The sequence below is a fragment of the Mucilaginibacter puniceus genome, from assembly GCF_054783175.1.
The window spans coordinates 333,340-349,859 of sequence record NZ_BAAGRB010000001.1; the positions used below are offsets into that span (position 1 = coordinate 333,340).

Annotated in this window: 8 protein-coding genes and 1 pseudogene; 5 read left to right on the forward strand and 4 right to left on the reverse strand. The window is 39.7% G+C overall.

From position 1 onward, the window contains the following. Positions 1-9: 9 nt before the first annotated feature. From ACYVJ6_RS01565 to ACYVJ6_RS01585, 5 genes and pseudogenes are all read left to right on the forward strand, one after another. Complete coding sequence (locus ACYVJ6_RS01565; protein ID WP_460692270.1) at positions 10-504, forward strand: T9SS type A sorting domain-containing protein; 495 nt, start codon at positions 10-12, stop codon at positions 502-504. Between the two features lie 17 nt (positions 505-521). Then, complete coding sequence (locus ACYVJ6_RS01570) at positions 522-6,914, forward strand: FG-GAP-like repeat-containing protein (protein ID WP_460692271.1); 6,393 nt, start codon at positions 522-524, stop codon at positions 6,912-6,914. Positions 6,915-6,926: 12 nt separating this feature from the next. Then, a complete protein-coding gene (locus ACYVJ6_RS01575; protein WP_460692272.1) occupies positions 6,927-7,334 on the forward strand; it encodes a hypothetical protein in 408 nt (135 codons plus the stop codon). Positions 7,335-7,652: 318 nt separating this feature from the next. Further along, positions 7,653-8,639, forward strand: a pseudogene (locus ACYVJ6_RS01580) (RHS repeat-associated core domain-containing protein); the annotation flags it as partial. Next, positions 8,636-9,064 carry a hypothetical protein gene (locus ACYVJ6_RS01585; protein WP_460692273.1) on the forward strand — a complete coding sequence of 143 codons (429 nt, stop codon included), beginning with the start codon at positions 8,636-8,638 and terminating at the stop codon, positions 9,062-9,064. The pseudogene ACYVJ6_RS01580 and the gene ACYVJ6_RS01585, both read left to right, overlap by 4 nt. Before the next feature lie 652 nt (positions 9,065-9,716). Here the strand turns inward: ACYVJ6_RS01585 and ACYVJ6_RS01590 are convergent. Genes ACYVJ6_RS01590 through ACYVJ6_RS01605 form a run of 4 tightly spaced genes read right to left on the reverse strand, consistent with a single transcriptional unit; the run spans position 9,717 to position 16,513 of the window. Further along, the gene (locus ACYVJ6_RS01590; RefSeq protein WP_460692274.1) at positions 9,717-11,033 is read right to left on the reverse strand and encodes a TolC family protein; all 1,317 of its coding nucleotides are present in this window, start codon (positions 11,031-11,033) and stop codon (positions 9,717-9,719) included. Between the two features lie 4 nt (positions 11,034-11,037). Continuing rightward, positions 11,038-11,715: an ABC transporter ATP-binding protein gene (locus ACYVJ6_RS01595; RefSeq protein ID WP_460692275.1), complete on the reverse strand. Its 678-nt coding sequence runs from the start codon at positions 11,713-11,715 to the stop codon at positions 11,038-11,040. A gap of 1 nt (position 11,716) precedes the next feature. Continuing rightward, positions 11,717-14,080: an ABC transporter permease gene (locus ACYVJ6_RS01600; protein ID WP_460692276.1), complete on the reverse strand. Its 2,364-nt coding sequence runs from the start codon at positions 14,078-14,080 to the stop codon at positions 11,717-11,719. 15 nt (positions 14,081-14,095) lie between these two features. Then, positions 14,096-16,513: an ABC transporter permease gene (locus ACYVJ6_RS01605; RefSeq protein WP_460692277.1), complete on the reverse strand. Its 2,418-nt coding sequence runs from the start codon at positions 16,511-16,513 to the stop codon at positions 14,096-14,098. Positions 16,514-16,520: the final 7 nt, after the last annotated feature.

Consider the following 16,520-nt stretch of genomic DNA (forward strand, 5'->3'; position numbering starts at 1 on the left):
AACCTAACCATGAAACACACCTTATTAAAGTTTTACCTGGTAAGCAGTATCATATTTTGTCTTATAACCAAAGCACAAGCACAAAACCCTGAACTGTCCTTTGATTATGACGCAGCAGGTAACCAAACAACGCGTACCTGGATATGTGTAAACTGTACCACACCTTTTGTTTCTGCGCCATTTTTTGCTAAGCAGTTAGGGACTGTGGTATTCCAAGGATCGACAACGGTGAATACATCCGAAGAGCGTAAGCTTATTGCTTATCCAAATCCATTGGTTGAAACACTCAACTTAAAATGGCAAAACCCTAAGTATCCCATCAAGTCTGTGGACATATCAACAATAAACGGTACTCGGGTTTATTCTCAAACATACACTACTGTAGAAGAACAAAATCAAGTCAGTGTGCCTTTTAGTAAGCAGATTCCGGGAATGTACCTGGTAAGGGTAACCTATTCTGACGGAAAACAGGAAGTTGTACGCGTAGTTAAAAACGGATTTTGATAACACCTAACTTTATCATGAAAAGACTTTTACTCTTAATCATCATATTATTTTCTGCGCTAACATCGTTTGCCCAAGAGGCTGTGCCTGTTGATTCTTTAAAAAAGGATACAGCAAAAAATGTAGTCATCCTTACGGATACGCTTAAATACACTCCGCGCGATCCAAAAAATCCTCAAAAAGCCATTGTCAAAATCACACCGGGTATAAATGAAGTTGAATCTTCAGAAAATAAAACAGTTGCTAAGTCAGCATCCAGGTCTATGTCCATGTCAGCATCAACAGATGCCGGGCGTACAGCAACTGCAATAGATGTTTCGCCCAGTGGGGCTGCAACTTATAGCGTGCCTATTGCAGTACCGCCGGGTATTAGTGGTGTAGTGCCAAGAATAGCCTTGGTGTATAACAGCCAGGCAGGTAACGGGCTTGCGGGCTACGGTTGGAACATCAGTGGGCTATCCAGCATTACGCGCATTGCCCCAACTATTTTTCATGATGATACAGTAGGCGGAGTAAAAGGCAATATACACGACAGGTATGCCCTTGATGGCCAGCGCTTATTGTTAAAAAGCGGCACTTATGGTGCCGATGGTGCCGAATACCAAACCGAAAACTATTCAAATACAAAAATAGTATCGCATGGCTCATTAGGTACAGGGCCAGGAGGTATAGCCTTGGGTCCGCAGTACTTTGATGTTTATTACACAGATGGTTCGCATGCAGTTTACGGGCAGGATACTACATCGCGTACCAAAACCAGCTATGGCATAAACTATATGGATAACCCGCAAAATATCCGTATTAGCTATGTATACACAAAAGCTTATGAAGTTAGCCTCATTTCGCAAATTGCTTTTGGCGCGCTAAGTTCGGGTACGGCTATTAACCAAATTAATTTCAGCTATAACAGCCGCAATCGTAATGAGCAGATGTATGTAGGCGGAACACCCATTTTTCAACAACAAATTCTCAGCCAGATAGATGTTGTGGGTAATGGCTCCGGCTATCGCACCTATGCCTTAACACAAGATACAGTTGCCGGGTTAAAGTATGAGCAAGTATCCAGCATACAGGAACTCAGCGGCGATGGCTCAAAAAGCTTTGAACCTATTTATTTTTATTATGGCTATAATTATTCTTCTATTACTGTTACAGAATCAACTGACCCTTTTTTAAGTGGAGTTACTGCAACCAATTCCAAGGTATTAACCGGCGATTTTAATGGCAATGGTAAAATGGATGTTGTAGTATATCCAAATGCTAAAAACAAGTTTTGGATAAAATGGGATCCCAATCAAAATCCCTCTCCTGGATTTACAGATCCGGTCAATTTATCATTTGTAGACATGTTTGCATCAACTTATTTGAAAGCTAACAACAAAGTAGCTACCGGGCAGGGATTGGTATTAGTGCAGCAACCGGCAGCTGATACCATAAAATTTAGAACATTTTCGGAGGGTATATTTTATGCGATGGAGCAGGAGTATGTGCGGGAATTGACTATACCAGTCCCCCCAGTCATGAGTACCTCTCCATGTAATACGTTCGATTTTACACCAGATAGTAAAATCACTCAAGAATATTATTCGGGCGATTTTAATGGTGACGGTCTAACTGACGTTATTGCAATAGACAAAGGTTATTTTTACAAGGGCTCTTCGGGTTGTTCCGTGCTTAATAACGACGCAAATGCCAGTTTTATTAATCTTGACAGACGCATAACCTCAAATTTTGTGCATTCTTTAGGTTCTTTAAAAACTAAATTTGGCTGGAATGGAAGAACAATATATACTGCAGATTTTAACGGAGATGGTAAAACGGATTTAGTACGTGTCATTGCCGGAAAAATGGAAGTATATAGCTTAAATGCAAGTAACGAACTGATTTTACTATGGTCTCATACTGATTCCAGTATACACCTTTATTTTCCACCTTTGTTGGGTGATTTTAATGGTGATGGCAAATCTGACATTATGTTCCCAAGTCCAATTTGGAATCTTCCCAATACATTCGGATTGTTTACCTCTACCGGTACTGGTTTTAGTAAACAAGATAAAACATATCCTTTTGCAAACGCTTACAATACGCTGATACCGACTGACGTTAACGGCGATGGTAAAACAGATATTATAAGCTACAGTACACAAACAAATAATACACATTGGGGCCTTGCAGATGTAAAGATGTATATTAGTACAGGATCCACAACTTCCGGTGGCGCAACCGAATTTGAGCTTGGACCATCACAAGGTAGATATGCCCATCTTGATAATTATCCCATTCCCTTATTTTTAAACAATAATGAACCCAACCATGACCTTGAATTTGGTTTGCTAAGTGATAATAGTATCACTCAATTTAGCAGCGACCAGGACATGAGGAACATAAGGCAGTTAAAAACAGTGGCTCATGATGGGGTAATACATTATATAGATTACAAAGTTGCTATGAAGGATGATGGCTACCCATTGCCCATTTATGATGCAGACGAAAAGCAGGTTTATCCTTATGTAAATATGGTGCACGCACCGGGTATAAGGGTAGCCAGCAAGCTAAGGCGTGTTGTGGGTACCGCTGATGTAATGCAAGTATTTAACTATAGATCGGCAGTAAGTAATATGGTGGGTTTGGGTTACCTGGGCTTTGGCGAAACTGTAAGGAGCAGTTGGATGGCTAATGGAACATCATACGATCCTAACACGATATTTACAACCAATCTATATGACCCCTTATTGCGTGGCGCTATGATACGATCGTTCACCTCAAAAGCGCCATTTGAGCCAGAAAATATTAATATTAAAAACAAACCCGGCACCACGCCCGATACTACTTTAGCTACCGCGGTTACCACAGCCAAAACTGTAGTGGCTGCACGTTCCATCAGGTTGTTGCCCGGCTTTAGCGCCAGTGGGGCCAACGGTACCTTTATTGCTAAACTGGACGATCCGGTAAATGGTATAGCTGATGGCAGTAATATTGATGTTTATATAACCCGGACGGATTATACCTATAATACCCAATTGCTTTCAAGCAAAGTGTTTATTAATAAGCCTACTGCCGTTATTACTAAAGATCTGCTGAATAAAACCAATACCATTACCAGTTATGGTTATGACAGTTATTACAATGTTAACCACCAGGAGAGCATATTTTCGGGCCACGGCACAAGAACCGCTCATTATGAGTTTGATAACAATACCTCATCCTGGTATTTTGGGCGGCTAACCAATAAAAAGGAAACATCGACCATTGGCGGTGACAGTTTTAGCACCGAGGAGCAATACACTTACAATGGGGCCTTTGTTGAGCAAATAAAGCGTAAAGGTAACGGTACCCCGTTTATAACCGAAGACTACGTGCCTGATGCTTTCGGCAATGTAAAGCAAAAAACAGTTACTACCGGTGATGGCGCACGCGTAATTAAAACAGATTATGATGCCAGCGGCAGGTTTATTGCCAAGCTAACCGAGGTTAACGGGCAGGAAACCAATATGGCTTATAATAGCAGTAATGGTACCCTAAGCAGCCTAACCAACCCTTATGGGCAAACTACCAGCTACACCTACGATGCCTGGGGAAGGGAGATAAAAGCTATAGATTATAAAGGGAATGAAACCGATACCTATTATAATGGTAATGGCTCGGGCGGTATATCCATTACTAAAGAAAATGATGAAGGGGAATATACTGGTACCAGCACAAACGCGTTGGGCCAAATCACCTTTGTTCTCGCTAAGGATGTACTGGGGCAGTATGTAGGTATTGAATATCAGTATGATATTTATGGCCGGCAGATAAGCCAGAGCGAACCGGGCATTGGTAGTTACAGCCAGGTAAACACTACTGAATATGATGACTATGGCCGCATAGCCACCATGACATCTTATACCGGCAAAACCACCACTATGAGTTATAATGGCTTGCAAACCACGGTTAATGATGGTACCAAAAGCGTAACCAACACCCGCGATGCTATGGGTAATATCAAAACCGTGCAGGACCCGGGCGGCACCATTAATTACACCTATTTTGGTAATGGGGGCTTAAAATCTACTGATTATGGTGGCTCGGGCCAAACTATTGAGCAGGATGGCTGGGGGCGCAAAACCAAGCTCACCGACCCATCGGCGGGTGTATACATGTACACCTACAACCAGTTTGGCGAGCCGCTTACGGAGGTTACACCGAAGGGCACTACAACATATACTTATTTGGCTGATGGCAGGATAAATAGTAAAGATATAACAGGCGACCATACTGATATGGAATATGCCTATAGTTATAATAGCGATAAATTATTAACTACCGTGGGATTAACCGATAACACCTATCATAACAATATCAATTATACTTATGGCTATGATACCGATAAACGGTTGGAAAGCATTATAGAAGATAACCCGCAGGCCAGGTTTACCAAAACTTTAGGATATGATGGTTTTAACCGGGTACTTACCGAGGCTAATGAGGCCAAAAACAAAAGTAATAACCTTATGGTAAGCAAAACCATAACTAATGTGTATGCACATGGCCAGGTAGAGGAAATTACCGTTGGCGGTAACAGTATATGGAAGGTAACCGACCAGGATGCCCGCGGGCATGTAACCACCGCGCTATTGGGTACCGCGCTTAAACAAACCAATACGTATGATAGCTATGGCCTGCCGCAAAATTTTACTACCCAAAAACTGGTACCAGGCAATCCCCCGGTATCGCTGCTGGAACTGGGCTTTAGCTTTAATACCACCACGGGCAACCTAACCAGCCGTACCAACAGTGCCTTTAACCCTACACCCGGTAACCCCTGGAGCGAAAGCTTTACCTATGATACCCAGGACAGACTGACCCAATATGACGAAAATAGTACCACTACTAACCATACCCAAAGCTATGACGCCCGCGGGCGCATAACCAACAACGGGCAGGTGGGTAATTATACCTATAGCGGCACCTCGTACCAGCAAAGCGGGCTAACAAACCTTACGGCTTTTGCCAAGTACCATTACCAACCCAGCCAAAAAAGGCAGTTGCAGCAAATTGCTTACAATGCCTTTAAGGCCCCGGTTACTATTAACGAGGAAGGCAGGGAAAGGATAGACTTTGAGTATAACGGTGCCGAGCAACGCTCGCACATGTATTATGGCGATACCACTACTACAAAAACAGCCAGGCCATTTGTACGCCATTACAGCGAGGATGGGAGCATGGAAATTACCGAGGATAAAGTAAGTGGCAAAACCGGTTTTATATTTTACCTGGGGGGCGATGCTTATACAGCGCCTGCTATATGGAAATATGAAAAGACCGGCAGCACGGTTAACACGGATAACTTATATTATTTACTGCGCGATCATTTAAGCAGTATTGTAATGATAACCAATGATACCGGACGTGTAGAAGAGAAACGCCATTTTGATGCCTGGGGAAATATTATTAAAATTGAAGACGGTGCGGGTACACCATTAAATGTTTTAACGATATTGGACCGCGGTTACACGGGCCACGAGCATTTGCAGGGCGTAGGGTTAATTAATATGAACGCGAGGTTGTATGACCCCGTACTTCACCGGTTCTTGGCACCCGATGGTTTGATACAGGATCCGTACAATACACAGGATTATAATCGATATGCCTATGTGTTAAATAATCCATTGAAATATATTGACCCAAGTGGTAATAAGCGAGAAGAAACAGAGGAGGAACGGAAGGCAAGGGAAGCTTATGAGGCTGAAACGGAGAGGATACTTGAGGAATTGAGGAGAAACAACCCTAATACGCTTCCAGATGCGACCGTACATGGAACTCCTGGAAATAATTGGGGTTCTGGTGGTGGCGGAGGATGCTGCGGGTTTAATTTTGATAATAATTCATCTGTTGATGCTATGCCTATTCCGTTTATGCCTGTAACTTATAATGGAGGAACTCTAAATGAAGTTCAAATTAAATCACCAAGGACGCATAATAATCAAGGAAACGTCCTCGTAAATCCAAGTGGTGGCGCATTGCGGGGGCAGGATTTATATGGTAACGGTCATTTTGGAGCTTCAAGAGATGGCGGTACAAGATTACATTTAGGAATTGATATTATTACTGTAATCGGTCAACCAATAGTATCTCCTATATCAGGGAAAGCGGTAAACTATAGGGGCGCAACCTCTGGAAAACCTATGGTCGATATAATTCCTTTTGATCGTTCGCGCGGTATCGATAAAATAAGAATATTATACGTAAATTCAAGGCCAGGAGTAGTATTGCTTTCGCCTTACAATGTTAAGGCCGGTCAGGTAATAGGTACGGCAGCTAATCTTGGTGATTTAGGCTACCCTAAAAATATCATACCGCACGTACATACTCAAATATGGCAAAATGGAAGATGGATTGATCCAACCCCTTATTTTTTTAATAAATAAAAAACTTAACAAATGAAGAAGTATCTATTTTTTTTAATTACGTTATTTTCTATAAACTGCTATTCCCAGAATTTTTCAAGCAAAATAATAGGTAGTTGGATATTAAAGGGTTATGTTGGTAAAAAATCGGTAATCGAATGTCCTGATGTATTAGTGTTTGAGAAGAACGCTTATTCTATTTTGAATGACTGTTATGGCGAAGACAGCGAATTACCGATAATTGAAAAAGGAAAGTGGACTTTTAACACTAAAGATAATAACATTATCCTAACACAAAGAAAATTCATATCTAATTATAATTTTAATGGTAATATAAAGACTTTGACTATGTATATTAAGGAAAAAAATGATCGAATGATGAAAGTTTGCTTTAATAATATGAATAGTACGACAATAGCAGTTTTTGAAAAAAAAAGATAGCGTCTTCTCCCGCAAGCGTTCCGCTTGTGGTAATAAGTAAAACAACCCCGCGGTAAATACTGTGGGGTTTATAGTTCTTTGAAATATCCGGGCATTTGCAAGGCATACTTTTACTATCAAATAGGGATTTATTTGTAACATATTGAATATCACCAATTAACAGATATTTTAAGTTCAAATTTCCTGACTTATTTGTCGTTAACATTTTTTTGCAGTATTTTTTGTTTAACGTTTGATTTTCAATAATTTAATAAAAAAATATTTGAAAATGTGTTAAGTTGTGTTAACCCTTAAAAGCGCCACTTTGATGCCTGGGGGAATGTGGTACAAACCGGTGGAAGTGTTGCCGCTTTTAGCATAACCGACCGGGGTTATACCGGGCATGAGCATTTGCAGGGTGTGGGTTTAATAAATATGAACGCGAGGTTATATGACCCTATATTACACCGCTTTTTAGCACCTGATGATTTAATACTGAACCCATATAGTACACAGGATTACAACAGGTATGCCTATGTATTAAATAACCCGTTGAAATATATAGACCCAAGTGGTAACGCCTACGGGCCGGACGACGATAAAAAGAAAAAAAATGACCCGCCACCACCAGCTAAACCAATTGAATTGCCAGAAGTGAGGATACATGAGACTTACATACCAGGTAGTGGTGGAGGAGGGGGCTATAGTGGTTGTTGCGGAACTGGTTTAGGTAATAATTCATCTGTTGAAGCTACGCCTATTCCGTTTGTCCGTACAGAGTCTTATAATTCAATGGTTAACTCAAAAACGCATAATAATGCCAATCAGGGAGGGCCCGGTCCATTCCAAGTTGGATGGGAGTGGTTAACTGGGGGAACAAAACATCGTAATTTCACAAATGGAGACTATTTTACAGAATTATTAAGAAAACATTCACATATTGAAGCAACAAAAAATCTTATAAGGAATGGAAGTCGAAAAGGAAGAAACCCTTACAGTTTAGGAGGATTACGAGGTGTCGGATTATACATTAAAGATTATTCAACCCTTTTAACTGCAGGTGCTACGGGTAATTTAGCTGTAACATATTTAGGTTCATATGAATTGACCTATGAAGTTATAAAAGTATCTGGTAGCTTGGCAACTGTACTTTTTACAGTAGAAAATAGATCAACAATTGAGTCCGCACTTCATCCACCAGTTATCGGTTACTTACCGGGATGGAGTACATATATTGGCCAACCGCTTAATAACTTTTTTTCAAGTGGACCTCTATCGCAGACAACTCAAACATTTATTTGGACAGAAACAATAAAATTGAAATGAAAAAAATAAAATTGGCTAAAATCGTTATTCTATTATTATCGGGTTTTTTGCAGGCGTGTAGTCGCACGGCACCAACAGAAAGTGATATTATTGGAAAATGGATAAGTGAAGATGGTGCAACGCTTAAATTAAAAAAAGATCGAACTTTTGAAGGTAGTCTACTTCCTGGAGAATATTTTTTTGGTCAAGGCAAAGACTATGTCAATAAAAAAACTAATGGCAGTGGAAATTGGATTTTGCAAAAAGGACAAGGTTGGTGGGAGTTATCCTTAAGATTCAAAGAAATTTCAGGTAAAAAGGATGAGTTTGATACTCAAATTTTGATTTCTGGGTCCAAAGGTATTTTATCACAAAACCCTCCCTGGTGTCTTTTTGAATGGAAAGGCGAGGAGGGTGGGGAGCGTTATAATTTTAAGAAGCTGTAACCCAAAAACTGGTCGAAGTTTATAACTTCGACCTAAAATATATAAGCTTACAGCTTAAATGTTCTTTGAAAATAAACATCGGCCATATTTGCAATATATTGATTATCAATAGGTAATAATAATTTTAAGTTCAAATTTCATGACTTATTTGTAGTTAACATCTTTTAGCGGTATTTTTTGTTTAACGTTTGATTTTCAATGATTTAATAAAAAAATAAGTGAAAATGTGTTAACCTATGTTAACCCTTAAAATCGCCAGTTGCAGCAAATTAGCTATAACGCGTTTAAGGCCCCGGTAAGCATTAACGAAGAAGGCAGGTAGCTATTGATTTTGCCCTTAACCTACCTAAAAGTGGCTTTCTGCCGATTATTTCACCAAACAAAGGCTGCAATTTTTGGTGTTTCCGGAAGGCATTAGCTATGATAGAGAAAATGACAAGTGTCGAACAACGAGAATAAATTCTGACTTTTTGTATATTGCTTATTTGAGGCAACTTATGACTAAAAAAGAAAGAGGAATACCCGGACTTAATCTAAAATATTCCTCTTTGGCTCTTTAGGTAGACGGAACGCGACAAATCTCGAACTTTTTGGAGGATTTTAGGGCGCTAGAAAACTTGTGCGCTACATACAAAATACGACTATCCATAATTTAAAAAGCCAACTTACCCTGATAATAGTCTAATACTTTAACGCGTATTAAATAATCATATCGGGCACTTATCAGGGCGCTATTGGCTTGGTCAAGGTTGTTTTTTGTCAAAACAAACTCTACCGAATTAATCACACCTGCATTAAACCTGGCTTCGGCCGCGTTAAAAGACCCGGTATATGCTTTTATCTGCTCAACTAATACCTGGTAGCGTTCAAAAGCTGCAGTCATGTTTAAATATGCCTGTTCAATATCTTGTTTCAATTTTATTTGTGTGCTTCGTTCGGTGTATTCGGCATCCAATAAGTTTATTTTGGCTAATGCTACCCTATTTCGGCTACGGAAGGCACTTAATATAGGAATACTTAAGCCTACCCCTACAGAGGTAGAGTAGTTGTTTCTAAACTGGTTAACATAACTTATAGGTTCCGATCCACTGGAATAGTTTGTGTATAAACCTCCGGATAAAGATATAGAAGGCAATAACAGCCCTTTGGTAACTTTAACTCCTTTTTCAGCACTTTCGCGTCGTAACGTTGCTGCCTTTACTATGGCGATATCATGTAAAGCAATATTATAAATAGCGTCTGAAGTAACAGCATATGGCTGTGGTTCTATTGCGTTAAAGCGTTCAATATTGATGTTTTTATCATATGGCGCATTCATAATTTGCAGCAACATTATCTTGGCCTGGTTCAAATTGTTTTTAGCGTTAATCAACGATAGCTGGTCGCTAGCCAATCTGCCTTTAAAATCATAAATATCTGATGGTTTAACAGCTCCTTCTTTATCCAATATATCAACCCGTTCAACTTGCTTTTGCGATACCACTAACTGGTTGTTGACTTGCACCAACTGGTCTTCGCTGTTTAAAACCTGCAAATAAGCATTTATAACATTTAGCGCAACCATCTCTTTAACCTGTTGGAAATCCATTTTACCCGCCTGGTACGCCAACGCTGCTTGTTTTATACTGTTTTGCACAGCCAAACCATTAAATAAAGTTACGCCGCCGTTTAAGCCGTAGTTGGCCGTAGTAATTTGCCGGTTAACATAAGTATACGAGGTAGGGTCAACACTGCGCCCGCTATTAACATTATGCGATACATTGCCTGATAAACCCGGTAACAAATTCTCGCGGGATTGCTGCAACGCTATATCAGCTATCTGTACCTGTAGCTCACTTTTACTAACGCTCAAATTATTTTTGATGGCGATATCAATACACTGTGGCAATGTGTAGGTGGCTTGCTGAGCATGCGCCATAGTGACAACAAACACTAAACAGATCAATAATATGATTTTACGAGATAACATGGTTTTAAATATTGTGCGAAGAATCTACCTTGCCATCTAATAAATTAATAATACGCGAGCCATAAGCCGCGTTTTTTTCGCTGTGGGTAACCTGTATAATAGTTACGCCATCCTCCTTGTTCAGCTTACGGAATACCTCCATGATCTCCTCGCCTTGCCTGGAGTTCAAATTACCGGTAGGCTCATCAGCCAATAATAGTTTTGGTTTGGCTATGAGCGCGCGGGCTATCCCCACCAATTGCTGCTGCCCACCTGATAGCTGCGCCGGGAAAAGATCTTTTTTACCAACTATCTGGAAACGGTCAAGCGCATCGGCTACCAAAGCCTTACGCTCGCTGCTGCTTACGTTCTGGTATAATAGCGGGGTCTCAATATTTTCATAAACAGTCAACTCATCAATTAAATGATATGCCTGGAAAACAAAACCAATATATTGCTTATACAAGGCCGAACGCTGTTTTTCTTTTAGCTGATGGACCATCTGATCCATAAAATAATAGTAGCCTTCTGATGGTTCATCCAGCATGCCAATAACGTTCAACAAAGTTGATTTACCTGAACCCGATGGCCCCATGATGGATACAAACTCGCCCTCCTCAATATCAAGGCTGATGTTTTGAAGTACAGCGGCTTTGTTTCCACCACTGTTATAGTATTTGGATATATTTTTTAGTGATAACATATTATTCGCTTCTTAAACTTTTAACGGGATTGGTAATAGCCGCTTTCATTGTATTTAAACTCACTACCAGTAATGTCAGCAGCAATATGATAATGCCCACCGCAGCAAAAAGCCAAACGTTGAGTTGAATATGATAGGTATATTTTGCCAGCCAGTCGCTCATAAACCACCACGTTAACGGAACGGCAATAACAAATGCAATTAAAACTAATTTTAAAAATTCTTTTGAGATAAGTATTAAGAGTTGCTGTACTGTCGCGCCCAGTACTTTGCGTATCCCTATTTCGCGGATACGTTTTTCAATGGTAAATGAAACTAACCCCGCCAAACCTATACAGCAAATAAAAATGGCCAGGCCCGCAAAAATATTGGTGATCTTGCTCACCAACTCTTCGGTTAAAAATTTCTTCCCAAATTCCTGATCAATAAATTTGTACTCAAATGGATAAGCAGGGTTATACTTTTTAAAAATGGTTTCAATTGAACTCAATGCCTCTTGAGGTTGCACGGATGGATTTAACCTGATATTTATCGCACTGGATTGCTGTGAATCGTGATAGATCACCATTGGGTCAACCGGCTCGTAAGGCGAACCCATGATCACATTATCAGTAACACCAATAACAATATGGGGTGTGCCGGATTTATTTCTTAATGCCATACCCAAAGGGTTTTTTAATCCCATTGCTTCAACAGCCGCTTTATTTATAATAATAGCGTTTGAATCTGCCGGCGCCCCGGTAAAATCACGACCCACCAACATTTTTATGCCAAATGTTTTTGCAAGGTCCACGTCAGCCGCTTGTATGGCAAATAATATGCTTTGATCTACCGGTTTTCCTTCATAGTCAGGCCCAGGCTCCCTTGCCCAAATATCAGTAACCGGCGAAAATGTCCTGGTTAAAGAATTAACCATGCCTGTATTTATCAATTCCTGTTTTATCACTTCAAAGTTTTTCTGGGTATCGGCTGTGCCCGAAATTGTGATCAGGTTATCAGGGTCATAACCTATATGACGATCTTTAGTATGTTGTATTTGCTGGTATATTATGATAGTGGCCGAGATCAATAAAATTGAAATGCCAAATTGTGCCACTACTAAAATTCTTCTGGGCAATAAGGCGGCTTTGCCGGGAAGGAAAGTCCCTTTTAAAACTTTTACCGGATTAAACGAAGAAAGATATAATGCAGGATAACTGCCCGCAATTATACCTGTAAACAAAATAATAGCAGAAGCACCCAGCCAAAAAACAGGCTGTAAAATTGGCAAACTCAATTGTTTATCAATCAAAGTATTAAAAGTCGGCAACACCAAATAAACCACACCTATTGAAAAAATAAACGCGATGAAAACAAGTATCAGCGACTCAAAAAAGAACTGTAGCACCAGTTGCTTTTTACCTGAACCTAAAGTTTTGCGCACGCCAACTTCTTTAGCTCTTTTTTCGGAACGGGCCGTAGAAAGGTTCATGAAGTTTACACAGGCAATAAGTAATATTATAAGCGCTATTATGGTAAATAGCCTCACATATTCTATCATACCACCTGTATTTTTACCTTCTTTAAATTCACTATATAGCCGCCACTTCTCCATGGGGAAAGTAAAATAAGTACTTACTTTTTTATCCTCGGTATTATGTTGGTAGTGAATATCATTGATGTTCTTTTCTAACATCGCGATGTTTGCACCGTCTTGCGTTTGTATAAAAACGTCGTATGAAAACATACGCCATTCGGCCATCGCATTCTTATAACTCTCACCGTTTTTGTTAAACGGCATTATATAGTCAAAATGAAAAGTAGAGTTACCCGGAGGGTCTGCAATTATGGCTGTTACTTTAATGTCGCGTTCATTATCTATTCTTAAAGTTTTATTTATCGGATCATCATTACCAAATAAGGTTTTAGCTGCCGATTGGGTTAAAACAATTGACGATGGATCAGTAATTGCTGTTGCCGCATTTCCTTTAATAAATGTCCATGAAAAAATATCAAAGAAATGGTCACTTACGTTATAGCCTAATTTTTTCAGCTTAGCATCCCCGTAAGTAAGTACGTGCGGCTGCCTGTGCGACATAGCTACTGCGCTTTTTATTTGAGGAAGTTTTTCCTGCAATTCTGCGGCAAGCGGCAACACCATATTGCCATCGGTTTGTATCTGATTATTAAAATTCCGGTTGGCCTTTAACTGATAAATGTTGTTGTAATTGGCATGGAACTTATTATAATTGATCTCATCCTGCACCCACAAACCAATTAATATGGTACAGGTAATACCAATGGTTAGTCCAAGTAAATTGGTTAATGAGAAACCTTTGTTTCTAAAAAGGTTCCGCCACGCTATTTTGATGTAGTTTTTTATCATGATAAGGTTTAGGTTTTATTCGCTTTTTAAACTTTTAACGGGGTTGGTTAACGCGGCTTTTACAGATTGGAAACTAATAGTAATAAAAGCTATTACTAGTGCCATAATTCCTGCTAATGCCAGTATCCACCAATGTATGCTTACCCGGTATGCAAAATCCTGCAGCCATTTATACATTACATACCAGGCTAAAGGCAGGGCTATCAGCATGGCTATAAAAACCAACTTTATAAAATCGGCTGATAGCATGGTTAGTATGTTAGCTACACTTGCACCTAATACTTTACGAATGCCAATTTCTTTATTGCGTTGTTCGGCAGCGTAAGCGGCAAGGCCAAATAATCCTAAACAGGCAATTACTATGGCTAAAGAGGTAAATATTATAAACAACTTTCCCATACGTTGCTCGGTACGGTAAGTGGCTTCAAAGTCAGCATCCATAAATGAATACTTAAACTTGTTTGATGGGGTTAACGACTTCCATTTATTTTCTATTTGGGTAAGCAGGGCGGGTATATGCGCAGTATTTATTCGTATACCTAAATTACCATTGTCTGTACCCAGTAACATCACCATAGGGGTAACATTTTCGCGTAATGAGTTGAAATTAAAATCCTTAACTACGCCTATAATTGTGTAAGAGTTTATTGTGCCCCTGCTGTTGCCTCTGTATAGCATTTTGTTAAGCGGGTTGCTAAAGCCCAGTAATTTTGCAGCAGTTTCGTTTACTATCATCGCGTTAGAGTCGGTAGCTAATTGTTCCGAAAAATCACGACCTGCTACAATTTTCATATCAAGCGTTTTTATGTAATTATGATCCACACTCCATATCTGGGGGAATATTGTTTTTTTAGGATCTTTGGATGTTTCTTTAAATACAACATCGGTATTACGATAGCCGGCGGTAGGCAAAAAACCCGTTAAGGTTGCATTTACCACACCAGGTAACTGCTCCACTTGCTGTTTAAAAATTTTTGCTTGCTGGTTACCCAATTCAAAAATATTTTTAATTACCAATACCTGGTCGCGGTTATAACCAACATCACGGTTTTGCATATATTTTAACTGGGTGTAGATAACCAAAGTACCGATGATAAGAAATATAGATACAGCAAACTGAAACACCACCAAAAAACTACGCAACCCTCCGGCTTTAAAGCCGTTTGCCAGTTTGCCTTTAAGTACATCAACCGGTTGAAATGCAGATAAGAAAAGGGCCGGATATACGCCAGCTAAAAAGCCTATAACCAGTATACCTACTAATAAAGCGGGTAGCAGCCAGCTTAATGTGGTTAGATTAATAATAATATTTTTATCGGCCAGGTTATTAAATGCCGGTAATAGTAAAGCGGCGACAATTACAGCTATCAAGGTTGCTGCAAACGTAATCAGTATTGATTCCATTAAAAATTGGGCTATCAAATATTTACGCGGCGAGCCCAATACTTTACGTACCCCAACCTCACGCGCGCGGTTAGCAGACCGTGCAGTAGAAAGGTTCATGAAGTTGACACAAGCTATTATCAAAATAAAAAGGGCTATAGCCGAGAATATGTAAATGTATTGCGTAGTACCATTGGCTCCCATCTCGCCTGTCATGTTCGAGTGTAGGTGTATATCAGTTAATGGCAGCAAATTCAGTCTGAAATAGCTGCCGCTTTTTTCAAAAGCATCAAAGTCCATTCCAACCGCTTTTTGCAATTCCTGGCCGCTATATTTTCTTAATAATTGCGGAAATGCGGCTTCCAGTTTTTTATGATCAGTCCCTTTACGCATTAATACATACGTATTGTAGTTACTTTGCAGCCAGCTGTTTGATCGGCTATCCGGCCATGTGACCATCGATATAAAAAAATCTGCATAAAAATGCGACTGTGCAGGCATATCTTTAATTACACCGGTAATTTGCAGGGTCTGGTTATTATCTATATGTAGTAATTGGCCAACTACATTTAGTTTGTTAAAATATTTTAGCGCTGCTGACGCTGATATAATAACTGTATTAGGGGCAGTTAAAGCCGATGTTTTATTGCCATATAATATTGGCAGCGTAAAAACATCAAATATCGATGGGTCGGCATATACTACCTTATTCTCTATAATATTTTCGATGCCTTTTTTTACATGAAAACCGGTGGGTTTTAATCTGGCAGCATTCTCTACATCCGGATAATTACTTGTTAAGGCTTTAGCGAGCGGCGCCATAGCAACCCCATATTCCACTTTACTATCACCAAGTTTAAGGTCTTCATTCACGCGGTATATTCTATCAGCTTTTTCGTTAAAACGGTCATAACTTAACTCATCAACCACATAAAATATAATGAGCAAACAGGTAGCCAAACCCAGGGCCAGCCCTAAAATATTAATAGCGGTAAACCCTTTGTTTTTAGCCAGGCTGCGGAATGCTGATTTGATATAGTTCTTTATCATGATACTA

Coding starts and splice junctions, on each gene's coding strand:
- ACYVJ6_RS01595 (WP_460692275.1), bottom strand. CDS start 11,715: ATGTTATCACTAAAAAATATATCCAAATACTATAACAGTGGTGGAAAC.
- ACYVJ6_RS01575 (WP_460692272.1), top strand. CDS start 6,927: ATGAAGAAGTATCTATTTTTTTTAATTACGTTATTTTCTATAAACTGC.
- ACYVJ6_RS01600 (WP_460692276.1), bottom strand. CDS start 14,080: ATGATAAAAAACTACATCAAAATAGCGTGGCGGAACCTTTTTAGAAAC.
- ACYVJ6_RS01585 (WP_460692273.1), top strand. CDS start 8,636: ATGAAAAAAATAAAATTGGCTAAAATCGTTATTCTATTATTATCGGGT.
- ACYVJ6_RS01605 (WP_460692277.1), bottom strand. CDS start 16,513: ATGATAAAGAACTATATCAAATCAGCATTCCGCAGCCTGGCTAAAAAC.
- ACYVJ6_RS01570 (WP_460692271.1), top strand. CDS start 522: ATGAAAAGACTTTTACTCTTAATCATCATATTATTTTCTGCGCTAACA.
- ACYVJ6_RS01565 (WP_460692270.1), top strand. CDS start 10: ATGAAACACACCTTATTAAAGTTTTACCTGGTAAGCAGTATCATATTT.
- ACYVJ6_RS01590 (WP_460692274.1), bottom strand. CDS start 11,033: ATGTTATCTCGTAAAATCATATTATTGATCTGTTTAGTGTTTGTTGTC.